This is a genomic window from Pseudomonas sp. P9_31 (genome assembly GCF_034008235.1).
GTDB lineage: Bacteria > Pseudomonadota > Gammaproteobacteria > Pseudomonadales > Pseudomonadaceae > Aquipseudomonas.
Genome location: NZ_CP125375.1, coordinates 4,237,220 through 4,258,316 on the forward strand (window position 1 = coordinate 4,237,220; position 21,097 = coordinate 4,258,316).

Annotated in this window: 19 protein-coding genes, 1 other RNA gene and 1 pseudogene; 15 read left to right on the forward strand and 6 right to left on the reverse strand. The window is 60.2% G+C overall.

Features of this window, described 5'->3' with window-relative positions; all coding sequences use genetic code 11:
* Nucleotides 1-432 precede the first annotated feature (432 nt).
* From ccoN to QMK51_RS18965, 13 genes are all read left to right on the forward strand, one after another.
* Entirely contained in the window at nt 433-1,875 is a 1,443-nt protein-coding gene (ccoN, locus tag QMK51_RS18905) for a cytochrome-c oxidase, cbb3-type subunit I (RefSeq protein WP_258696740.1), read from the forward strand.
* A complete protein-coding gene (ccoO, locus tag QMK51_RS18910; protein ID WP_009042961.1) occupies nt 1,875-2,483 on the forward strand; it encodes a cytochrome-c oxidase, cbb3-type subunit II in 609 nt (202 codons plus the stop codon). Before ccoN ends, ccoO begins: the two co-directional genes overlap by 1 nt.
* Before the next feature lie 5 nt (nt 2,484-2,488).
* Nucleotides 2,489-2,674, forward strand: a complete 186-nt coding sequence (locus QMK51_RS18915; protein ID WP_003175465.1) for a CcoQ/FixQ family Cbb3-type cytochrome c oxidase assembly chaperone — start codon at nt 2,489-2,491, stop codon at nt 2,672-2,674.
* Nucleotides 2,671-3,654, forward strand: a complete 984-nt coding sequence (ccoP, locus tag QMK51_RS18920; RefSeq protein ID WP_258696741.1) for a cytochrome-c oxidase, cbb3-type subunit III — start codon at nt 2,671-2,673, stop codon at nt 3,652-3,654. Before QMK51_RS18915 ends, ccoP begins: the two co-directional genes overlap by 4 nt.
* Before the next feature lie 178 nt (nt 3,655-3,832).
* Nucleotides 3,833-4,054, forward strand: coding sequence for a hypothetical protein (locus QMK51_RS18925; RefSeq protein ID WP_258696742.1), 222 nt, complete (start codon nt 3,833-3,835; stop codon nt 4,052-4,054).
* 388 nt (nt 4,055-4,442) lie between these two features.
* Complete coding sequence (ccoG, locus tag QMK51_RS18930; protein WP_258696743.1) at nt 4,443-5,858, forward strand: cytochrome c oxidase accessory protein CcoG; 1,416 nt, start codon at nt 4,443-4,445, stop codon at nt 5,856-5,858.
* An 11-nt stretch (nt 5,859-5,869) separates the two neighbouring features.
* Nucleotides 5,870-6,409: a FixH family protein gene (locus tag QMK51_RS18935; RefSeq protein ID WP_258696744.1), complete on the forward strand. Its 540-nt coding sequence runs from the start codon at nt 5,870-5,872 to the stop codon at nt 6,407-6,409.
* 140 nt (nt 6,410-6,549) lie between these two features.
* Nucleotides 6,550-9,000: a heavy metal translocating P-type ATPase gene (locus tag QMK51_RS18940; protein ID WP_320391227.1), complete on the forward strand. Its 2,451-nt coding sequence runs from the start codon at nt 6,550-6,552 to the stop codon at nt 8,998-9,000.
* A gap of 22 nt (nt 9,001-9,022) precedes the next feature.
* Nucleotides 9,023-9,241, forward strand: coding sequence for a cbb3-type cytochrome oxidase assembly protein CcoS (gene ccoS, locus QMK51_RS18945; protein WP_007905420.1), 219 nt, complete (start codon nt 9,023-9,025; stop codon nt 9,239-9,241).
* Nucleotides 9,234-9,917, forward strand: a complete 684-nt coding sequence (locus QMK51_RS18950; protein WP_258696746.1) for a sulfite exporter TauE/SafE family protein — start codon at nt 9,234-9,236, stop codon at nt 9,915-9,917. Before ccoS ends, QMK51_RS18950 begins: the two co-directional genes overlap by 8 nt.
* A 200-nt stretch (nt 9,918-10,117) precedes the next feature.
* The gene (gene hemN / locus QMK51_RS18955) at nt 10,118-11,500 is read left to right on the forward strand and encodes an oxygen-independent coproporphyrinogen III oxidase (RefSeq protein ID WP_320391228.1); all 1,383 of its coding nucleotides are present in this window, start codon (nt 10,118-10,120) and stop codon (nt 11,498-11,500) included.
* Between the two features lie 95 nt (nt 11,501-11,595).
* Complete coding sequence (gene fnr, locus QMK51_RS18960; RefSeq protein ID WP_258696748.1) at nt 11,596-12,330, forward strand: fumarate/nitrate reduction transcriptional regulator Fnr; 735 nt, start codon at nt 11,596-11,598, stop codon at nt 12,328-12,330.
* 79 nt (nt 12,331-12,409) lie between these two features.
* On the forward strand, nt 12,410-12,958 hold the full coding sequence (locus tag QMK51_RS18965) for an adenine phosphoribosyltransferase (protein ID WP_320391229.1): 549 nt from the start codon (nt 12,410-12,412) through the stop codon (nt 12,956-12,958).
* A 22-nt stretch (nt 12,959-12,980) separates the two neighbouring features.
* Here QMK51_RS18965 and recR read toward each other — a convergent pair whose 3' ends face one another.
* The 3 genes from recR to dnaX form a co-directional block, all read right to left on the reverse strand.
* The gene (gene recR / locus QMK51_RS18970) at nt 12,981-13,583 is read right to left on the reverse strand and encodes a recombination mediator RecR (protein ID WP_320391230.1); all 603 of its coding nucleotides are present in this window, start codon (nt 13,581-13,583) and stop codon (nt 12,981-12,983) included.
* A gap of 325 nt (nt 13,584-13,908) precedes the next feature.
* Nucleotides 13,909-14,247, reverse strand: coding sequence for a YbaB/EbfC family nucleoid-associated protein (locus QMK51_RS18975; RefSeq protein ID WP_008028561.1), 339 nt, complete (start codon nt 14,245-14,247; stop codon nt 13,909-13,911).
* Nucleotides 14,248-14,314: 67 nt separating this feature from the next.
* Nucleotides 14,315-16,402, reverse strand: coding sequence for a DNA polymerase III subunit gamma/tau (gene dnaX, locus QMK51_RS18980; protein ID WP_320391231.1), 2,088 nt, complete (start codon nt 16,400-16,402; stop codon nt 14,315-14,317).
* Between the two features lie 269 nt (nt 16,403-16,671).
* Here dnaX and QMK51_RS29020 point away from each other — a divergent pair.
* Nucleotides 16,672-16,848, forward strand: a pseudogene (locus QMK51_RS29020) (amino acid ABC transporter substrate-binding protein); the annotation flags it as partial.
* A gap of 63 nt (nt 16,849-16,911) precedes the next feature.
* On the opposite strand, the gene QMK51_RS18990 reads toward QMK51_RS29020, so the two are convergent.
* Nucleotides 16,912-18,672 (reverse strand): putative bifunctional diguanylate cyclase/phosphodiesterase, encoded by a 1,761-nt coding sequence (locus QMK51_RS18990; RefSeq protein WP_320391232.1) that lies wholly within the window; start codon nt 18,670-18,672, stop codon nt 16,912-16,914.
* 407 nt (nt 18,673-19,079) lie between these two features.
* On the opposite strand from QMK51_RS18990, the gene QMK51_RS18995 reads away from it, so the two are divergent.
* Nucleotides 19,080-19,394 carry a helix-turn-helix domain-containing protein gene (locus tag QMK51_RS18995; RefSeq protein ID WP_258696753.1) on the forward strand — a complete coding sequence of 105 codons (315 nt, stop codon included), beginning with the start codon at nt 19,080-19,082 and terminating at the stop codon, nt 19,392-19,394.
* A 186-nt stretch (nt 19,395-19,580) separates the two neighbouring features.
* Here QMK51_RS18995 and ffs read toward each other — a convergent pair.
* An RNA gene (gene ffs, locus QMK51_RS19000) (signal recognition particle sRNA small type) lies at nt 19,581-19,677 on the reverse strand.
* A gap of 199 nt (nt 19,678-19,876) precedes the next feature.
* Nucleotides 19,877-21,040 (reverse strand): putative zinc-binding metallopeptidase, encoded by a 1,164-nt coding sequence (locus tag QMK51_RS19005; protein ID WP_320391233.1) that lies wholly within the window; start codon nt 21,038-21,040, stop codon nt 19,877-19,879.
* Between the last annotated feature and the right edge of the window lie 57 nt (nt 21,041-21,097).

Consider the following 21,097-nt stretch of genomic DNA (forward strand, 5'->3'; position numbering starts at 1 on the left):
TCTTTGCGACCCATTGTCGCACCCTCCCATTCCCCTTCCTTTCGGTTCACCAGATTCGGGTCTAAGCTTCCTCGGTGCGGACTGGCATGAGTCGGTTCCAGGTCGATTTTACCCGATGTGTTCGACGATTCTGCTCGATGACAGGCCGCAAAGGCTGGTAGATACCGGCTGTCGCGCACATTGCCGTCTGTCCCTCGATCTTTGCGTTTGAACACACTCCGTTACATCTGACCTGACCCCTTCGCTTTTTTCATCCGCTGCGACATTTTGTCAGAGGGCAATTTTGTCCTTACGCGGCGCATGGAAAGGCCGCAGAATCAGCTTTTGAAAGCATTGACCCAGGTCATGGCGCGTTGCAATGACCCCCCGCTTTCTACATACTTGCGGCCGATTTTTACTCCTAATAAAACACCCAAACCGTGGAACCTTAGAATGAGCACAGCAATCAGTCCGACTGCTTATAACTATAAGGTAGTCCGCCAGTTCGCCATCATGACGGTGGTCTGGGGGATCCTTGGCATGGGGCTTGGTGTCTTCATCGCCTCACAGCTCGTATGGCCGGAATTGAACTTCGGTCTGCCGTGGACGACTTTTGGACGCTTACGCCCGTTGCACACCAACCTGGTGATTTTCGCCTTCGGTGGTTGTGCCCTGTTTGCCACTTCCTATTACGTCGTGCAGCGAACCTGCCAAACGCGACTGATTTCCGACAGCCTCGCGGCCTTCACCTTCTGGGGTTGGCAAGCGGTGATCGTCGGCGCGATCGTTACCTTGCCGCTGGGTTACACCACCACCAAGGAATACGCGGAACTGGAATGGCCTCTGGCTATTCTGCTGGCCATCGTCTGGGTCACCTACGGTCTGGTGTTCTTCGGCACCATCGTCAAGCGCAAGACCAAGCACATTTATGTCGGTAACTGGTTCTACGGTGCTTTCATCGTCGTGACCGCGATGCTGCACATCGTCAACCACATGTCGCTGCCGGTCAGCCTGTTCAAGTCCTACTCGGCCTACTCGGGCGCGACGGACGCGATGATCCAGTGGTGGTACGGCCACAACGCCGTGGGCTTCTTCCTGACCACCGGCTTCCTGGGGATGATGTACTACTTCGTGCCGAAACAGGCCGAGCGTCCGATCTACTCCTATCGCCTGTCGATCGTGCACTTCTGGGCGCTGATCACCCTGTACATCTGGGCAGGCCCCCACCACCTGCACTACACCGCACTGCCGGACTGGGCTCAGTCCCTGGGCATGGCGATGTCGATCATCCTGCTGGCACCAAGCTGGGGCGGCATGATCAACGGCATGATGACCCTGTCGGGCGCCTGGCATAAGCTGCGCACCGACCCGATCCTGCGTTTCCTCGTGGTATCGCTGGCGTTCTACGGCATGTCGACCTTCGAAGGCCCGATGATGGCCATCAAGACCGTCAACTCGCTGTCGCACTACACCGACTGGACCATCGGCCACGTTCACGCCGGCGCGCTCGGCTGGGTAGCGATGATCTCGATCGGCGCGATCTACCACATGATCCCGAAACTGTTCGGTCGCGCGCAGATGCACAGCATCGGCCTGATCAACACGCACTTCTGGCTCGCGACCATCGGTACCGTTCTGTACATCGCGTCGATGTGGGTCAACGGCATCACCCAAGGCCTGATGTGGCGTGCAATCAACGACGACGGCACCCTCACCTACTCGTTCGTCGAAGCGTTGCAAGCCAGCCACCCTGGTTTCATCGTTCGCGCCCTGGGCGGTGCGTTCTTTGCCAGCGGCATGCTGTTCATGGCCTACAACGTGTTCCGTACCGTTCGTGCCTCGGACCCGGTTGAAGCCGAAGCCGCCGCCAAGATTGCTGTAGTTGGAGCTCACTGATGAAGCATGAAGCAGTCGAGAAGAACATTGGCCTGCTGGCCTTCTTCATGGTTATCGCCGTCAGCATCGGCGGCCTGACCCAAATCGTTCCGCTGTTTTTCCAGGACGTCACCAACAAGCCGGTCGAGGGCATGAAGCCTCGCACCGCCCTTGAGCTGGAAGGCCGCGACGTGTACATCGCCAACGGTTGTGTCGGCTGCCACTCGCAGATGATCCGCCCGTTCCGTGCTGAAACCGAACGTTACGGCCACTACTCGGTCGCCGGTGAAAGCGTTTGGGACCACCCGTTCCTGTGGGGTTCCAAGCGCACCGGTCCGGACCTGGCCCGTGTCGGCGGTCGTTACTCCGATGACTGGCAGCGTGCGCACTTGTACAACCCGCGCAACGTAGTGCCTGAGTCGAAAATGCCGGCCTACCCGTTCCTCGTGGAAAACAAGCTCGACGGCAAAGACACCGCCAAGAAAATGGAAGTCTTGCGCACGCTCGGCGTCCCTTACACCGACGAAGACATCGCCGGCGCCAAGGATGCTGTGAAGGGCAAAACCGAAATGGACGCGCTGGTGGCCTATCTGCAAGGCCTGGGCACCATCATCAAAAGCAAACGGTGATTTAGATGGATATCGGGATGATTCGTGGCCTGGGCACCGTTGTTGTGATGGTGGCCTTCATCGGTCTGGCGTTGTGGGTGTTCAGCCCCAAGCGCAAGTCGGAGTTTGAAGACGCGACCTTGCTGCCTTTCGCGGATGATCCCGAAGCCATCAAGCACGTCGAGCAAGCTTCTAGGAGTAACAAAGAATGACTACGTTCTGGAGTCTGTACGTCACAGTCCTCAGTCTCGGCACCATCTTCGCCCTGACCTGGCTGCTGCTGTCCACCCGCAAAGGTCAGCGCGCCGAGCAGACCGACGAGACGGTCGGCCACTCCTTCGACGGGATCGAGGAGTACGACAACCCACTGCCGAAATGGTGGTTCATGCTGTTCGTAGGCACCATCATCTTCGCCTTGGGCTACCTGGTCCTGTATCCGGGCCTGGGTAACTGGAAAGGCCTGCTGCCGGGTTATAACTACCTCGATAACGACAAGCAGACCGCGTTCGCCAACGGCCAGACCGGCTGGACCGGCGTCCACGAGTGGGAAAAGGAAATGCTCAGGTCGGACGCCAAATTCGGCCCGATCTTCGCCAAGTTCGCTTCCATGCCGATCGAAGACGTGGCAAAAGACCCGCAAGCCCTGAAGATGGGTGGCCGCCTGTTCGCCTCCAACTGCTCGGTCTGCCACGGTTCCGACGCCAAAGGCGCCTACGGTTTCCCGAACCTGACCGACGCCGACTGGCGCTGGGGCGGCGAAGCACAAACCATCAAGACCACCATCATGGGCGGTCGTCACGCCGTGATGCCAGCCTGGGCTGAAGTGATCGGCGAACAAGGCGTTAGCGACGTTGCCGCTTACGTGCTGACCACCCTCGATGGCCGCAAGCTGCCGGAAGGCGCCAAGGCTGACCCGGTTGCCGGCCAGAAGCTGTTCGCTGCCAACTGCGTGGCGTGCCACGGTCCGGAAGGCAAAGGCACCCCAGCCATGGGCGCCCCCAACCTGACCCACCCGGCGGCGTTCATCTACGGTTCGAGCTTCGCTCAACTGCAGCAGACCATCCGTTACGGCCGTCAGGGCCAGATGCCTGCGCAAGAACAGCTGCAAGGCAACGACAAGGTTCACCTGCTGGCCGCTTATGTCTACAGCCTGTCTCACGGTGAGAAGGCTTCGGCGGCGGATGCCCAGTAAGACACGCGTTTGATGCAATAAAACGGCCCCGCCCATGAAAATCGGCGGGGCTTTTTTTGTCTCGGCAATGTGCTCATGACTTGAGACAAATGCTCAATAGACTCGAACTTCAGTGCCCTATAGCGTTCATTCCCACCCCGATGACCAACGTCAGGGCCAACTTACATGGAAGAACTACATGTCAAAGAATGACGACAACACTATGCATGACGACTTTGAACCAGCGCTTCAAGACGCTGTAGACGTTGAACCTGAAGACTCAACGACAGGTGCGAGCGCGCAAAATGCTCGAATCAGGTCTTTCACCCACATAACTGACGTAGATGACGCCAATGGCGTAGATAAAAAACGTGGTAACGGCAGTGGTCTGGATAACCTGGGAGGTGGCAGGCTGCCCTGATTCCCGGCACCGACCACCAAACAGTGACCGAAGCCACAAAAACGGCCCCCTCATCTGATGGGGCCGTTTTCGTGCAAGCCGACAGCGTTAAAGGTCGTGATCTCCGAAGCGGGTGACCACAAGCAGGGGTGAGCGATTTTCAGTCCAGCGGTGCTGCACTGATCAATCCATGGGACGAATGAGCTCGCCGCCCCTTCAAAACCGACCATAATTCACAAGTCAATTGATTCAAGTCACTACACTGTCAGTTGATTTCCACCAACGTGACCAAAGGTCGCACCCTTGTGCCAGAGCGACAGGCGTATCATTGCGCCACTGCAACACCTCTTTTTGACCGCGGTTGGCACGTACTGACCGGGGCATTTTTCCACTGCCGTGGGATGCAATGATGAGCAATCAGATTCCGGTACACGACGTCACTCCGCCTGCCAAGAACGCGAACAACAGCGTCGACCTCTACGCCTCTCGAGAAAAGATCTACACCCGCGCCTTCACCGGCCTGTTTCGCAACCTGCGGATGATGGGTGGTGCCGCGCTGTTTCTGCTGTATTTCGGCACGGTGTGGCTGAACTGGGGCGCTCATCAAGCCGTCTGGTGGAACCTGCCAGAACGTAAATTCTTCATTTTTGGCGCGACCTTCTGGCCTCAGGATTTCATCCTGCTCTCGGGCATTCTGATCATCAGTGCCTTTGGCCTGTTCTTCATTACCGTGTATGCCGGTCGTGTCTGGTGCGGCTACACCTGCCCGCAAAGCGTCTGGACCTGGATCTTCATGTGGTGCGAAAAGGTCACCGAAGGCGACCGCAACCAGCGCATCAAGCTCGACAAGGCGCCGATGAGCGCCAACAAATTCCTGCGCAAATTCAGCAAGCACACGATGTGGCTGCTGATCGGTTTCGTGACCGGCATGACCTTCGTCGGCTACTTCTCGCCGATTCGCGAACTGGTGATCGACTTCTTCACAGGCGAAGCCGATGGCTGGTCGTATTTCTGGGTCGGTTTCTTCACCCTCGCCACTTACGGCAACGCCGGTTGGTTGCGCGAGCAGGTGTGCATTTACATGTGCCCGTACGCACGCTTCCAGAGTGTGATGTTCGACAAGGACACGCTGATCGTCTCCTACGACCCGCGTCGTGGCGAGAGCCGTGGCCCGCGCAAGAAAGGCATCGACTACAAGGCTCAGGGCCTGGGCGATTGCATCGACTGCACCATGTGCGTCCAGGTCTGCCCCACCGGCATCGACATCCGCGACGGCCTGCAAATCGAATGCATCGGCTGCGCGGCGTGCATCGATGCCTGCGACAGCATCATGGACAAGATGGATTACCCGCGCGGCCTGATCAGCTACACCACCGAGCACAACCTGTCGGGGCAAAAAACCCATAAACTGCGCCCGCGCCTGATCGGCTATGCCCTGGTGTTGCTGACCATGATCGCGTTGCTGGTGACCGCGTTCTTCATGCGCTCGCTGGTCGGTTTCGATGTCAGCAAAGACCGCGTGTTGTACCGCGAGAATGCCGAAGGCCGGATCGAAAACGTCTACAGCCTGAAGATCATGAACAAGGACCAGCGCGACCACACGTACGTGCTGGAAGCCACCGGCCTGCCGGACCTCAAGCTGCAAGGCAAGCGTGAGATCAAAGTCGCCGCCGGGGAAATTTTCAGCCAGCCGGTCGAGTTGTCCAGTGCACCGGAGCAACTGCCGTCGAGCACCAACGAGGTGAAATTCATCCTCAAGGATGCCGACGACGCCAACGTCCACGTTGAAGCCAAGAGCCGATTCATCGGCCCACAAATTCGTTGAGAGAAATGATCATGCCCGCAGCAACTGCCGCAAGCCCCTGGTACAAGCACCTTTGGCCGTGGATCATCATCGCCATCCTGGCCTGCTCGGTGACCTTGACCCTGTCGATGGTGATCATCGCGGTGAACAACCCGGACAACCTGGTCAACGATAACTATTACGAGGCCGGCAAAGGCATCAACCGCTCCCTGGACCGTGAACTGCTGGCCCAGACCCTGCAACTGCGTGCCAGCGTGCACCTGGATGACGTGACCGGCGAAGTCGATCTGCGCCTGAGCGGCAACAGCCAGCCCAAAACCCTTGAGCTGAACCTGATTTCACCCACCCAGCCGGAGAAAGATCGCAAGATCACCCTGGCCCGCAGCGAAACCGAACAGGGCCGCTACATCGGCCAGTTGAGCGACAAGGTTGAAGGCCGCCGTTTCGTCGAATTACTGGGCGTGCAGGATGACAAGATCTGGCGCATGTTCGAGGAAGAACAGGTCAGCCATGCCAAGGATCTGCTGCTCGGTGATGAGCCGTTGCAAGGCGCAGAAGACCTGAAAAAATAAAGTCGCGCTTCGCGCATCGCGAGCAGGCTCGCTCCCACAGTAGATCTGCGGTGTACATGCATTTTGTGCACGACATAGATCAAATGTGGGAGCGAGCCTGCTCGCGATGAGGCCCTCCCGGACGCTATAGATTCCAGCTCATGAGTACCCCAACCCCCTGCTACCACTGTGCCCTGCCCGTCCCGGCGGGCAGCCGCTTCACGGCCGCCGTCCTCGGGGATACCCGCGAGTTCTGTTGTCCGGGTTGCCAGGCGGTGGCCGAGGCCATCGTGGCCGGTGGGCTGGAAAGCTATTACCAGCATCGCAGCGAAGCCTCGGCCAACCCCGAAGCATTACCGGTGCAATTGGTGGATGAGCTGGAGCTCTATGATCGCGCCGATGTGCAGCAACCCTTTGTTCGTCACGAAGGCGAACTCGCCGAAACCACCCTGTTGATGGAAGGCATCAGTTGCGCCGCCTGCGGCTGGTTGATCGAAAAGCATCTTCGCAGCCTCCCGGCAGTGGCCGAAGCACGCTTGAATTTGTCCAACCATCGTCTGCATGTACGCTGGGCCGATGCGCAATTGCCATTGAGCCAAGTGCTCAGCGAATTGCGCCACATCGGTTACGCCGCCCACCCTTATCAGGCCGACCGCGCCAGCGAACAACTGGCCAGCGAAAACCGCCTGGCCCTGCGTCAACTCGGGGTCGCGGGGCTGCTGTGGTTCCAGGCGATGATGGCGACCATGGCCACCTGGCCGGAATTCAACATCGACCTCAGCCCGCAGCTGCACACCATCTTGCGCTGGGTCGCGCTGTTTCTGACCACCCCGATCGTGTTTTACAGCTGCGCGCCGTTCTTCAAAGGGGCGATGCGCGATCTGCGCACCCGTCACCTGACCATGGACGTTTCGGTGTCGCTGGCGATCGGCAGTGCTTACATCGCAGGGATCTGGACCTCGATCACCGGGGTCGGCGAACTGTATTTCGATGCGGTGGGGATGTTTGCGCTGTTCCTGCTGGCCGGGCGCTATCTGGAACGCCGCGCACGGGAACGCACAGCCGCCGCAACCGCACAACTGGTCAATCTGTTGCCCGCCTCCTGCCTGCGGCTGAGTGCTGACGGCCAGAGCGAGCGAATTCTGCTCAGCGAATTGCGCGTGGGCGATCAGGTGCTGGTGCATCCCGGCGCGACTCTGCCAGCCGACGGCAAGATCCTCGACGGCCAGTCGAGCATCGACGAATCCCTGCTCACCGGCGAATACCTGCCACAACCACGAACCCTGGGCGATGCCGTCACCGCCGGCACCTTGAACGTTGAAGGCGCACTGACCGTGGAGGTCTTGGCGCTGGGTCAGGACACGCGCCTGTCGGCCATCGTCCGCCTGTTGGATCGCGCCCAGGCCGAAAAGCCCCGACTGGCGGAAATCGCCGACCGCGCCGCGCAGTGGTTTTTACTGCTGACGCTTATCGCAGTGGCCGCCATCGGCCTGCTCTGGTGGGAACTGGACTCATCGCGAGCGTTCTGGATTGTCCTGGCGATGCTGGTTGCCACCTGCCCATGCGCTTTGTCCCTGGCCACGCCGACCGCCCTCACCGCCGCCACCGGCACGCTGCACAAACTGGGGCTTTTGCTGACGCGCGGCCATGTACTGGAAGGCCTGAACCAGATCGACACGGTGATTTTCGACAAGACTGGCACCCTCACCGAAGGTCGCCTGGCCTTGCGTTCGATCCGCCCGCTTGGGGCCCTGGCCAGTGATCAATGCCTGAGCCTCGCCGCCGCCCTGGAAAACCGCTCCGAACACCCGATCGCCCGGGCGTTTGGCCGCGCGCCGCTGGCCGCCGAAGAAGTCCACAGTACGCCGGGCCTGGGGCTTGAAGGGTTGGTCGGTTTACAACGCCTGCGCATTGGCCAACCGGGGTTTGTCTGCGAGCTCAGCGGTGCTCAAGTGCCGGTGATGCCCGATGAGCCCGGCCAATGGCTGCTGCTCGGCGACAGCCAAGGGCCGCTGGCGTGGTTCGTGCTCGACGACCGTTTACGCGCCGACGCACCCGCCCTGCTGGCGGCGTGCAAGGCGCGCGGCTGGCGCACACTGCTACTGTCCGGCGACAGCTCGCCGATGGTCGCCAGTGTCGCCGCCGAATTGGGCATCGACGAGGCCCGTGGGGGCTTGCGTCCGGACGATAAATTGCAGGTGCTGCAACAGCTGCACCAGGAAGGTCGCAAGGTGTTGATGCTCGGCGACGGGGTCAACGACGTACCGGTGCTGGCCGCCGCCGACATCAGCGTGGCGATGGGTTCGGCCACCGATCTGGCGAAAACCAGTGCCGACGCGGTGCTGCTGTCGAACCGCCTCGACGCGCTGGTGCAAGCCTTCAGCCTGGCTCGTCGCACCCGCCGGGTCATCATCGAGAACTTGCTGTGGGCAGCGCTGTACAATGGCCTCATGTTGCCGTTCGCCGCCCTCGGCTGGATCACTCCAGTATGGGCCGCAGTCGGCATGTCCATCAGTTCGTTGACCGTGGTGCTGAATGCCTTGCGCCTGACTCGCCTGCCGTGCGCGCCGGCTGCCGGCACCACGCCAGAAACCCGTCCGCTGCCGGCCTGAGCCGCGCGGGCATGGAGTCCAGATGCCAGCTCTCTACGTGATGATCCCGGCCGCGCTGCTGATCGTGGCCATCGCTATCTACATCTTCTTCTGGGCGGTCGATAGCGGTCAGTACGACGACCTCGACGGCCCGGCCCATAGCATCCTCTTCGACGACCAGGACCCGAACCACAAGGCTGCGGTCGACGAGGCCAGCGGCCATCCGGCCAAACCGGACGACAAGGCGCCGCCCCATGCTTGAATTGGCGCCACTGCTGGTGTCGGCGCTAATCCTCGGCCTGCTCGGTGGCGGACATTGCCTGGGCATGTGCGGTGGCTTGATGGGCGCGCTGACCCTGGCGATCCCCAAGGAACAACGTAGCCGACGCTTTCGATTGTTGCTGGCCTACAACCTGGGGCGAATTCTCAGCTATGCCGCTGCCGGCCTGCTGATCGGCCTGGCCGGCTGGGCCGTGGCCAATAGCCCGGCGGCAATGTTCATGCGCATCCTCGCCGGGCTGCTGTTGATCGCCATGGGGCTGTACCTGGCCGGCTGGTGGAGCGGCCTGACCCGCATCGAAAGCCTCGGTCGCGGCCTGTGGCGGCATATCCAGCCGATTGCCAACAGATTGCTGCCCGTATCGAACCTGCCCCGGGCGCTGCTGCTGGGCGCACTGTGGGGCTGGCTGCCGTGCGGGCTGGTTTACAGCACATTGCTGTGGTCGGCGAGTCAGGGCAATGCGCTGGACAGTGCATTGCTGATGCTGGCATTCGGGCTGGGCACCTGGCCGGTGCTGCTCGCCACAGGGCTGGCGGCCGAGCGCGTCACGGCGTTATTGCGCAAACGCAGCGTACGCATGACCGGCGGCTTGCTGGTGATGGTGTTCGGTATCTGGACCTTGCCGGGACCGCATCAGCATTGGCTCATGGGCCACTGACCTGTGGCGAGGGAGCTTGCTCCCGCTGGGGCGCGAAGCGACCCCAAGAAATGGGACTGCTGCGCAGTCCAGCGGGAGCAAGCTCCCTCGCCCCAGAAACCCACCACAACCACCAACCACCGTTGATTCAAATCAAGATGCCTCAACGCCGCCCCCCCTAGACTCGCCCACACTGCCAGCCTATCCGGGGGAATGCCCGCATGCTCGACGCCATTCGTTGGGACACAGATCTGATCCGCCGTTACGACCTGGCGGGACCGCGCTACACCTCGTATCCGACCGCCGTGCAATTCGACAGCCAGGTCGGCACCTTCGACCTGTTTCATGCCCTGCGCGACAGCCGCAAGGCCCTGCGGCCGCTGTCGCTGTATGTGCACGTGCCGTTCTGCGCGAACATCTGCTACTACTGCGCCTGCAACAAAGTCATCACCAAGGACCGCGGCCGCGCCCTGCCCTATTTGCAGCGCCTGGAACAGGAAATCCAGCTGATCGCCTGCCACCTCGACCCCACGCAGAAAGTCGAGCAACTGCATTTCGGCGGCGGCACGCCAACCTTTCTCAGCCACGACGAACTGCGCCAGTTGATGGCTCAGCTGCGCAAGCATTTCAATCTGCTGAATAACGATTCCGGCGACTATGGCATCGAGATCGACCCTCGCGAGGCCGACTGGTCGACCATGGGCCTGCTCCGGGAACTGGGCTTCAACCGGGTCAGCATCGGCCTGCAAGACCTCGACCCGGCGGTGCAACGAGCGGTCAATCGCCTGCAAAGCCTGGAAGAAACCCGCGCCGTGATCGACGCCGCCCGAACCCTGCAATTTCGCTCGATCAACATCGATCTGATCTATGGCCTGCCGAAGCAGACGCCCGAGAACTTCGCCCGTACCGTCGACGAAGTCATCAGCCTGCAACCGGATCGGCTCTCGGTATTCAACTACGCCCATCTGCCGGAACGCTTCATGCCGCAACGGCGAATCAACGGCAACGATCTACCGGCGCCGGCGCAGAAGCTGGAAATGCTCCAGCGCACCATCGAACAGCTGACAACCGCCGGTTACCGCTACATCGGCATGGACCATTTCGCCCTGCCCGACGATGAACTGGCGATTGCTCAGGAAGAATCGACCCTGCAACGTAACTTCCAGGGCTACACCACCCACGGTCATTGCGATCTGATCGGTCTGGGGGTATCGGCCATCAGCCAGATCGGGGATTTGTGCTGCCAGAACAGCAGCGACCTGACCCAGTACCAGAACGCTTTGGCGTCTGCGCAACTGGCCACCAGCCGTGGCCTGGTGTGCAACGCTGACGATCGCTTGCGCAGAGCAGTGATTCAGCAACTGATTTGCCATTTCAGCCTGGAATTCACGGAAATCGAGCAGGCCTTCAATATCGATTTTCGTGGTTATTTCGGTGAACTTTGGCCACAGCTGCAGGACATGGCCGAGGACGGGCTGATTAAGCTGGACAACGATCGAATCACCGTACTCCCCGCAGGCCGGCTGCTGGTGCGCTCGGTGTGCATGGTGTTCGACGCGTATCTGGAACACACCAATCGCCAGCGTTTTTCACGAGTTATCTAGACCCCCCTATGGCTAAATTGTCGCAGGCTGGCCCGAATGTCCTCCCGTAGGGTACCCTTACGGCTTATGTGTGTTTTCCCACAAGGATTAAAGAAATGTCCGAGCCAGTAAAACTGCGCGCTCATAACCAGGCCCATTGCAAGGATTGCAGCCTGGCCCCTCTCTGCCTTCCACTTTCTCTGAATCTGGAAGACATGGATGCGCTGGACGAAATCGTCAAACGTGGCCGACCGCTGAAAAAAGGCGAGTTCCTGTTTCGCCAGGGCGACACGTTCGATTCCGTTTATGCAGTACGCTCCGGCGCCCTGAAGACCTTCAGCCTGAGCGATGGCGGCGAAGAACAGCTCACCGGTTTCCATTTGCCGAGTGAACTGGTCGGCCTGTCAGGCATGGACACCGAAAAACATCCGGTTTCGGCGCAAGCCCTGGAAACCACCTCGGTGTGCGAAATTCCTTTCGAACACCTCGACGAACTGGCCCTGCAATTGCCACAACTGCGCCGTCAGTTGATGCGGGTGATGAGCCGCGAAATTCGTGACGATCAGCAAATGATGTTGCTGCTGTCGAAGAAAACCGCCGACGAGCGCATCGCCACCTTCCTGGTCAACCTGTCGGCACGTTTCCGCGCCCGGGGGTTCTCGGCCAACCAGTTCCGGCTGAGCATGTCGCGCAACGAAATCGGCAATTACCTGGGCCTGGCGGTGGAAACCGTGTCCCGGGTGTTCACTCGCTTCCAGCAAAACGAACTGATCGCCGCCGAGGGCAAGGAAGTGCACATCCTCGACCCGATCCAGCTCTGCGCCCTGGCCGGCGGCTCGATCGACGGCTGATCCTGGCGACGGCGGCTGAGCGAAACGGTTCAGCCGCCGTTATACTGCGACGTTTGCAGCCCGCCAGGACACTTCGACGATGGTCATCGACTCCTTCGACATCAAATCCCTGATCCGCCCCGTGATCGACTTCCCCAAGCCGGGCGTGATCTTTCGCGACATCACCCCACTGTTCCAGTCGCCCACGGCCCTGCGCCTGGTGATGGACAGCTTTGCCCATCGTTACGTCGAGGCCGACTTCACCCACATCGGCGCCATGGATGCCCGTGGCTTTCTGATCGGTTCGATCCTGGCCTACCAGTTGAACAAGCCGCTGGTGCTATTCCGCAAGCAGGGCAAATTGCCCGCCGACGTGCTGGCCGAGGGTTATCAGACCGAGTACGGCGAAGCCTTCCTCGAAGTCCACGCCGACAGCCTGTGCGAGGGCGATTCGGTGGTGATGTTCGATGACCTGATCGCCACCGGCGGCACCCTGATTGCGGCGGCCAACCTGATCCGGCGCATGGGCGCGCGGGTGCATGAAGCGGCGGCGATCATTGACTTGCCGGAGCTGGGTGGCTCACAGCGCCTGGAAGACATGGGGATTCCGACGTTTTGCCTGACGCAGTTTGCGTTGAGCGATAAGTAACGCGAAGGCGTCAGTTCAGGCGCTACAAGGCAATCGGCTTACGCCCGGCAAACGAATGCGCCAATGTCCCGCCATCCACCAGCTCCAGCTCGCCACCCAACGGCACGCCATGGGCGATGCGCGAGGCGATCAGGCCTTTGTTGCTGAGCAACTGGGCGATGTAATGCGCCGTGGCCTCGCCTTCCACCGTCGGGTTGGTGGCGAGGATAACTTCGGTAAACGTGCCCGCCTCTTCGATTCGCGCCATCAGTTGTGGAATGCCGATGGCTTCCGGCCCCAGCCCGTCCAGAGGCGACAAGTGGCCCTTGAGCACGAAGTAGCGACCGCGGAAACCGGTCTGCTCCACCGCATAAACGTCCATTGGACCCTCCACCACACACAGCAAGGTGTCGTCGCGGCGTGAATCAGCGCATTGCGGGCACAGATCGTCTTCGGTCAGCGTGCGGCACAAGCGGCAGTGGCCCACCCCTTCCATGGCCTGGCTCAGCGCCTGGGCCAGTCGCGAACCGCCGCTGCGATCACGCTCAAGCAGTTGCAACGCCATGCGCTGGGCAGTTTTCTGACCCACACCCGGCAAAATTCGCAGGGCATCGATCAGTTGGCGAATCAAAGGGCTGAAGCTCATGGGGAAAAAGTCCGACATAACAACGAGACGCGGTTTATACCCGTGCCTCTGTTTAGCGTCAAATAACAGCGTCTCCTTGATCGACGAATCCGACCGAATAGGGAGCAGACCTTTGTGGGGGTGTCGCGTTCGATGTTTCGTCAGTGGTACCGAGGTGACTTCATCGCGGGCAAGCCACGCTCCCACAGGATTTAGGTGATCCCTGTGGGAGCGGGCTTGCCCGCGAAGGCTGCCTCACAGGCACCACACTTCCAACAGACAGAAACAAAAATGCCAGGCGCGATGCCTGGCATTTTTTGTAACCGATCCAATGCGCGTTGGCGAATCAGAATGGCAGTTTCATACCCGGTGGCAGTTGCATGCCAGCGGTCATGCCGGACATTTTGTCCTGGCTGTTGGCTTCGATCTTGCGCACAGCGTCGTTGACGGCAGCGGCGAATACAGCTTCCAGCATCTCTTTGTCGTCTTCGCTCAGGCCTTCGACCAGGCTTGGGTCGATGGTCACACGCTTGACGTCGTGACGACCGGTCATTACCACGGTGACCATATCGCCACCGGCTTTACCGGTGACTTCGGCGTTGGCCAGCTCTTCCTGCATCTTGGCCATTTTTTCCTGCATCTGCTGCGCCTGCTTCATCAGGCCGGCCATGCCACCTTTCATCATGGGAATCACCTCAAAAGTACTTGGATAAAAACAGCGCCCGGCCGTTGGGGCCAAGCGCCTTCAGTTATTAGCCCTGACTGACCAGAGCCTCGACAGGTTCAATAGTATCGTGACGGACCACCGCCCCGAACTGCTGCATCATTTGCTGGATGAACGGATCGCCATGGATCGACTCCTCGGCCTCGCGCTGACGGTTGGCCCGACGCCGGGACGCGGCCTGGGCCGGGGTTTCCTGCTCTGGCTTGATCAGCTCCATGCTCAGGGTCAGCGTACGCCCATGAAACTGGTTCAGCGCATCATTGAGGCGACGTTGTTGCGTGGCGTTGAACAAGGCGCTGTGGGCCGGGTCCAGGTGCAACAGCCAGTTGTCGCCATCGACGGCGATCAGCGTGCAGTTGGCGGCGATGCTGCCGGTCATGCCGGACACCGGCAATTTCGGGAACAGCTCCAGCCATTGCAGGGCCAGGCCGGTGGCTGGCATCGCGGCCGGTTCAGGCTCGGGTTCCGGCGCAGGTTCGGCGGTGTGCTCACTGGCCAGATCGTCGAGGTAGCTGTAGGCCGAATCCATGTCCGGCTCGATGTAATCCTCGTCCAGCGGCGGCTCGTCGTCCGGGTCCATGCCTGGCGTCGCGGCATCGACTTCGGCCACGGACGGCTCCGGGATCGGCGCAGCGGCCCATTCCGGGGCGTCCGGCACCACGCTGTCCGGCGTCGGCATGGGCATCGGTGGCAATTCGGGTTGTTCGCCGGCCGTTTCCAGCACCGGCTCGACAGCGGGTTGCTGGACAACCTCGGGCTCTACCGGATCGTTCCAGGGCAGATCAACGACTTCTTCGATCGCTACGCGCTCGACCACAGGCTCGGGCTCAGGCACGGCCACGGGCGCGATTGATTCAGGCTCAACTGCCGGGACAGGGGCCAGTGCAACCACGGGCGCCACCGGAGCCGGTGCAACCGCCGCAACGACTACCGGCGCAACGACCGGCGCGGCAGCCACTGAGTTTGCGGAATCAACTGTGGCCTGGCTGATCCCCACTGGCTTTAGCGGTTGCCTCGGCGCGTCCGCGGTGTCTGCCGGCCGGAACGCGAGCATTCGCAGCAGGACCATTTCGAAGCCGCCGCGCGGGTCCGGTGCCAGCGGCAAATCCCGGCGACCAATCAGGCCCATCTGATAATAGAACTGCACGTCTTCGGCCGGCAGCGCCTGGGCCAGTGCCAGCACCCGATCGCGATCGCCATGGCCGTTGTCGACACCTTCAGGCAAGGCCTGGGCGATGGCGACGCGATGCAGCACGTTGAGAATTTCCGAAAGCACGCCGTTCCAGTCCGGGCCTTGTTCGGCCAGATGCCGCACGGCCTCGAGCAACGCCTTGGCGTCGCCTTCGATCAGCGCATGCAGGACGTCGTAGACCTGGCCATGATCGAGGGTGCCAAGCATTGCCCGCACGTCGGCGGCCAGCACCTTGCCTTCACCGAAGGCGATGGCCTGGTCGGTCAGGCTCATGGCGTCACGCATCGAACCGTCGGCAGCGCGGCCCAGCAGCCACAGTGCGTCATCTTCGAACGGCACGTTCTCGACGCTCAGCACGTGGGTCAGATGCTCGACCACCCGTTCCGGGGTCATGTTCTTCAGGGAGAATTGCAGGCACCGCGAGAGAATCGTTGCCGGAAGTTTCTGCGGATCGGTGGTGGCCAGGATGAACTTGACGTAGGGCGGCGGCTCTTCGAGGGTTTTCAACAGCGCATTGAAGGAATGGCTGGAGAGCATGTGCACTTCGTCGATCAGGTAGACCTTGAAGCGCCCGCGACTCGGCGCGTACTGCACGTTGTCGAGCAGCTCGCGGGTGTCTTCGACCTTGGTCCGGCTCGCGGCGTCGATCTCGATCAGGTCGACGAAGCGGCCTTCATCGATCTCGCGGCACACCGAGCACTCGCCACAGGGGGTCGAAGTGATACCTGTTTCACAGTTCAGGCATTTGGCAATGATCCGCGCGATGGTGGTCTTGCCGACCCCGCGCGTACCGGTAAACAGGTACGCGTGGTGCAGCCGCTGGCTGTCCAAGGCATTGATCAGAGCCTTGAGCACATGGGTCTGGCCGACCATTTCGCCGAACGAGCGCGGACGCCATTTACGTGCAAGAACCTGATAACTCATCGAAAACCGTCGCAACGAAGGAACAGAAGCGGCTAATGCTAGCGGAGCAAGGCCAAAATTGCATCCGGTGCGCTCGTCTAATCTGGCTAAGCTGCATGTTGAAGAGCTTTTATCGGCCCAGGATTGAGCCGTTCCGGAGCATTTATGCGTTTTACCTTGGGGGCACTGCTGTGGGTCAGCCTGAGCGTCGCGGCCGCTGAAGCGCCGTTGCGCTTCGTGGTGGCCGACAGTTTGGCCATGCCCATGGCGCAAATCGAGCACGGCCGGCCGACCAGCAACTGCAAAGCCTGGCGCTGGTGCATGAACAAGCCGTCGGTTGTTATGTGCGCAACGACCCCAAGGTGCCTGTACAACGCATTCTGCGTACGTTGCTGCAAATGAAAATGTCCGGGGAGATCGATGACATCATCCGGCTCTATACCGGTATCCCTGATACCAACCCGTAGCAGCTGCCGAAGGCTGCGTTCGGCGGCGTAGCCGTCGTCAGAACAGGCTCTGCGGTCTTTCAGTTAAACCGTGAACTCAGGATTTACGACTGCTGCGCAGCCTTCGGCAGCTGCTACAGGGAGCGCTTGATCGCGGTCGAGTGCCTGCCATTGCAACGGAGCGACAAACCCCGCCACCCAGTCCAGCACTTCCCCGGGCGGCATGGGGCGGGCGATGAAATAGCCTTGAGCAACGTCGCATCCCAGCCGCAACAGCAATACACCGTGCTCAAGGCTTTCCAGCCCCTCGGCAATCACCTGCCGGTCAAACGCCCGGGCCAGGCCAATGACCGCCGTGGTCAGGGCCAGATCGTCACGATCGATCAGAATGTCGCGCACAAACGACTTATCGATCTTGATGGTTTGGGTTCGTAAACGCTTGAGGTAGCTCAGGGACGAGCACCCCGTGCCAAAGTCACCCAAGGAAAACTGCACCCCCAACGCCTGACAGGCCTGCAAACAGGCGCTGACATGCTGAATATTCTCGATCGCCACCGACTCGACGATTTCCAGATCGAGCATCTGCGGAGCGACCTGGGCATGTCGAGCGAGTACGTGCCTGAGCCGGTCGACGAAATCCGCGCGCTGAAAATGTCGCGCCGCAATGTTGATGCTGACCGGCCAGCCCTGCCCCACTTGCTGCCAACGATGCAACTGCGACAGCACCTGGTCCATCACCCATTCGCCGATATCGATGATCAGGTCCGTATCCTCCACCAGCGGCAAAAACTCCCGAGGTGGCACCATGCCGTTTTGCGGATGCTCCCAACGCAGCAATGCCTCGAAACCGACGACCTCGCCACGGCGCATGTTCACCTTGGGCTGAAAATGCAGGCGCAACTCACCGGCGACCAGCGCTTGACGCACCCGCTCGACGGTCTGGTGAGTGGCCTTGACCTCCTGATCCCGGGAAACATCGAACAGATGAAAGCGGTTTCGCCCGCTCTGCTTGGCCACATACATCGCCTGATCGGCGTGCCGCAGAAGGGTTTCGGCATCTTCGTTGTCGTGGGGGAACAGGGTGACGCCGATACTGGCGAACACATTGATGTCCTTGCCGTGCAGCGTGTAAGGCGCCGAGATCGCCCCCAGCACACGGTTCAGCGCCCCGCACAATTCCGGCAGATCACGCACGTAACGCAACACCAGCACAAATTCGTCACCGGCCAGTCGCGCTACCACGTCTTCGCCGCGCACAATGTCGCGCAGACGCTTGGCCACTTCCACCAGCAACATATCGCCACTGGCATGACCGTAACCATCGTTGACCGCCTTGAACCCGTCGAGGTCGAGCATGCACACCGCCAGCGGAATGTTTTCATCCCGAGAGAATTCCAGCGCCTGATCCAGCAAATCCGACAGGAACGCGCGATTGGGTAGCCCGGTCAGCACATCATGCCCGACCCGCCATTGCAGGGATTGCAGCAGTTGGCGTTTCTCGCTGATATCGAAACGAATCGACAGGTATCGGTGAATGCACCCGGTGTCATTATCGAGCACTGGCACCATGGTGCTGTCGACCCAATACAGGCTGCCATCCTTGGCGCGATTACAGATTTCGCCCTTCCAGATATTGCCCAGGGCGATGGTGCGCCACATGGCGGCGAAGAAATCAGCGGAATGCAGGCCGGAGTTCAGCAAGCGATGGTTCTGCCCGAGCAACTCCTCGCGGCTATAGCCGGACACAGCACAGAATTGATCGTTGACGTAGGTAATCCGGCCGTTCAGATCGGTCTCGGAAAAAATGGCGGCAGCATCCACGGCCCTGCGGTATTTCTCATCCATGAGTCAGGCTCACTGTCGCTAGCGGTGGTACCGCTCGACCAGCGCAGGATGCCCGGAAGAGATGTTTTGAGACGTACTGCGCAGAGACACGTTATCACTCCATGAACAGCATTTGATGGCCCCCGGACCAAACAGGCTCAAAGGCCTCGGGCAAGGCAGCAACACCGACTCTGGTAACATTTCGCGAGGATTTCAGATCGCTAACGGCTTCTCCATATACCCGCCAAAGGAGGACAATGCTGGCTGTTTCATATCGCCTAAACTTCAGAAAGCAGCTCATCAAAACCTCCTTCGAAGCGGCGATTCTACGAAATGCATCACATTTTGCAAAGCAAGGTGATGGATCATGCAGTTGCCTAATGCAAAAATCTATCGTTAAGTTCTTGATTCTAAATGGGAATTGAGCGATGCAAATTTCAAGTTTGGGTCTGGCCATCCGACGCTACCGCAAGGTCGCAGGGCTTACTCAGGCTGAACTCGGCGAAAAAACCGGTTTTGACCCCAAAACCATCAGCCGCTTCGAAACCGGCACCTATACCCCCAGCGTGGAAGCACTGTTTTTGCTAGCCGACGTGCTGGGCGTGAAGCTGAAAGCCTTTTTCGCAGATCTGGGCGACGAAGATGAACAGCGGGCGTACCTGTTCAGCGTCATACACAAAGCCACCCCGAAGGATCTGGGAAAGCTGATCGCAGCGGTTGACCAGGCCTTGTCCAAGCCTTAGTGCCAGTAAATGAAAAAAAAAGAGGCCGAGCTGTCGAATGCGACAGATCGGCCTCTTTTTTATATCCCGCTCTTCAATTCGGAAACGACGAAACACCGCCCTGGATGAGCTCCATGGCAGGGGAAACAAAACAGTATTTTTAGATAGAAAACACGAAAGAGGGTTCGTGTTGCCTTATGGAGGCAACCCCACCAGCCACACCCCGGCACACAATGTTCCCGCTGTGGCTGCTGCCTTCCGGCTCTGACCAGGTTCACGGGTAATCGTTGCGGGGGGACCGATGGGGTCACCATAACGACGCTCACCTGACGGCGAGCCGCGCCATTGTACCTATCTGAGACGAAGTTACAACCGTTCGGGCGGATTAAAAAATATGAGCCGCTTCAAGGACATGCGCCGACCTTAAAAGATCGCAGCCTGCGGCAGCTCCTACATGGATCGGCGCACATCAAGGAGCTGCCGAAGGCTGCGAACTTTTGATCCTATTGCGCCAACACCTCATCCGCCCTGCCGCCCTCTTGCTGGATCACCAAGTGAATGAAGTGCAACTTGGCAATCACCGCCGATGACAGGACGAACGGATAGAAATCCGGCTGGCCCATGCTGCGTGACAATTCATTGAGCATGCCGGCCAGTTCGATCCATGCATTGACGAACGACAGGAACGCCGGGGCGCCGGGGTGCTGCGGATCGAATAGCGTGCTGGGCGCAAACGGCTGGTAATCGAAATCCATTTCCCGGGCACTCATGCCGAAACCCAGCGCAGTGTCCACCGCATCCATCATGTGCAGGTAGTGAGCCCAGGTTTCCGCCCAATCTTCCCAGGGGTGCATGGTGGCGTAGGCGCTGACGTAATGTTGCTGCCAGTCGAGCGGCGCGCCTTGCCGGTAATGCCGATCGAGGGCCTCGGCATAACGCTCACGCTCGTCGCCGAACAGGCTGCGGAACGGTTCCAGCCAACCACTGTTGGCGACCAGCCGCTCCCAATAGTAATGCCCTGTTTCATGGCGAAAATGCCCCAGCAGCGTGCGATAGGGTTCGTGCATTTGCACGCGAACCTGCTCGCGGTGGGCGTCGTCGGCCTCTTCGATATCGAGGGTGATCAAACCGTTGGCATGCCCGGTGGTCGGCGTTTTGCCTTTGAGGTCGATACCGATGAAATCGAAGGCCAGACCGGTCTCTTCGTCCACGGCTTTCGGAATGACCTGCAAGCCCAGACTGAGCAACTGCGCCACCAGACGACGCTTGGCGATTTCCACTTTACGCCAGCGCTCGTGATTTTCCGGGACCGACAGATCGGGGATGGTGCGATTCAGGCTACAGGCGATGCACAACCCGTCATGATCATTGGCCGGCAGCAGCCAGTTGCAGGCGGCCGGGGAATCGAGATTGGCGCAACGGCGGAACACACCGGCGTCAGGATCGGCGTCGAGCAACCAGGTATCCACTTGCGGGCCAGATTGCAACGACGACAAGCGACTCTGCTGCGGCTGATAGCCCAGCGCCGCCGAGCAGGCCAGGCATTGGCTGTTGCGAAAGAACAGCGACTGCCCGCAGCGACAATGCCAGACCTTGCCATTGCGCGAATGCTCTCCCATGAAGGGCGCGGCGATGCGCGAGCTGAGCTGTTCGAAGAAGCGGTACATGACGATCTCTCCCTGGGGCCTGCGAAGACTAGATCATCCCCACCCGAAGATCTTGTG

Excerpts from the sequence above, each read along its gene's own strand:
- dnaX (WP_320391231.1), bottom strand. The coding sequence starts at position 16,402 with ATGAGTTATCAGGTTCTTGCACGTAAATGGCGTCCGCGCTCGTTCGGC.
- ccoN (WP_258696740.1), top strand. The coding sequence starts at position 433 with ATGAGCACAGCAATCAGTCCGACTGCTTATAACTATAAGGTAGTCCGC.
- QMK51_RS18925 (WP_258696742.1), top strand. The coding sequence starts at position 3,833 with ATGTCAAAGAATGACGACAACACTATGCATGACGACTTTGAACCAGCG.
- fnr (WP_258696748.1), top strand. The coding sequence starts at position 11,596 with ATGTCCGAGCCAGTAAAACTGCGCGCTCATAACCAGGCCCATTGCAAG.
- QMK51_RS18990 (WP_320391232.1), bottom strand. The coding sequence starts at position 18,672 with ATGGATGAGAAATACCGCAGGGCCGTGGATGCTGCCGCCATTTTTTCC.
- QMK51_RS18950 (WP_258696746.1), top strand. The coding sequence starts at position 9,234 with ATGCTTGAATTGGCGCCACTGCTGGTGTCGGCGCTAATCCTCGGCCTG.
- recR (WP_320391230.1), bottom strand. The coding sequence starts at position 13,583 with ATGAGCTTCAGCCCTTTGATTCGCCAACTGATCGATGCCCTGCGAATT.
- ccoO (WP_009042961.1), top strand. The coding sequence starts at position 1,875 with ATGAAGCATGAAGCAGTCGAGAAGAACATTGGCCTGCTGGCCTTCTTC.
- QMK51_RS18940 (WP_320391227.1), top strand. The coding sequence starts at position 6,550 with ATGAGTACCCCAACCCCCTGCTACCACTGTGCCCTGCCCGTCCCGGCG.
- ccoS (WP_007905420.1), top strand. The coding sequence starts at position 9,023 with ATGCCAGCTCTCTACGTGATGATCCCGGCCGCGCTGCTGATCGTGGCC.
- QMK51_RS18935 (WP_258696744.1), top strand. The coding sequence starts at position 5,870 with ATGCCCGCAGCAACTGCCGCAAGCCCCTGGTACAAGCACCTTTGGCCG.
- QMK51_RS18975 (WP_008028561.1), bottom strand. The coding sequence starts at position 14,247 with ATGATGAAAGGTGGCATGGCCGGCCTGATGAAGCAGGCGCAGCAGATG.
- hemN (WP_320391228.1), top strand. The coding sequence starts at position 10,118 with ATGCTCGACGCCATTCGTTGGGACACAGATCTGATCCGCCGTTACGAC.
- QMK51_RS19005 (WP_320391233.1), bottom strand. The coding sequence starts at position 21,040 with ATGTACCGCTTCTTCGAACAGCTCAGCTCGCGCATCGCCGCGCCCTTC.
- QMK51_RS18915 (WP_003175465.1), top strand. The coding sequence starts at position 2,489 with ATGGATATCGGGATGATTCGTGGCCTGGGCACCGTTGTTGTGATGGTG.
- ccoP (WP_258696741.1), top strand. The coding sequence starts at position 2,671 with ATGACTACGTTCTGGAGTCTGTACGTCACAGTCCTCAGTCTCGGCACC.
- QMK51_RS18965 (WP_320391229.1), top strand. The coding sequence starts at position 12,410 with ATGGTCATCGACTCCTTCGACATCAAATCCCTGATCCGCCCCGTGATC.
- QMK51_RS18995 (WP_258696753.1), top strand. The coding sequence starts at position 19,080 with ATGCAAATTTCAAGTTTGGGTCTGGCCATCCGACGCTACCGCAAGGTC.
- ccoG (WP_258696743.1), top strand. The coding sequence starts at position 4,443 with ATGAGCAATCAGATTCCGGTACACGACGTCACTCCGCCTGCCAAGAAC.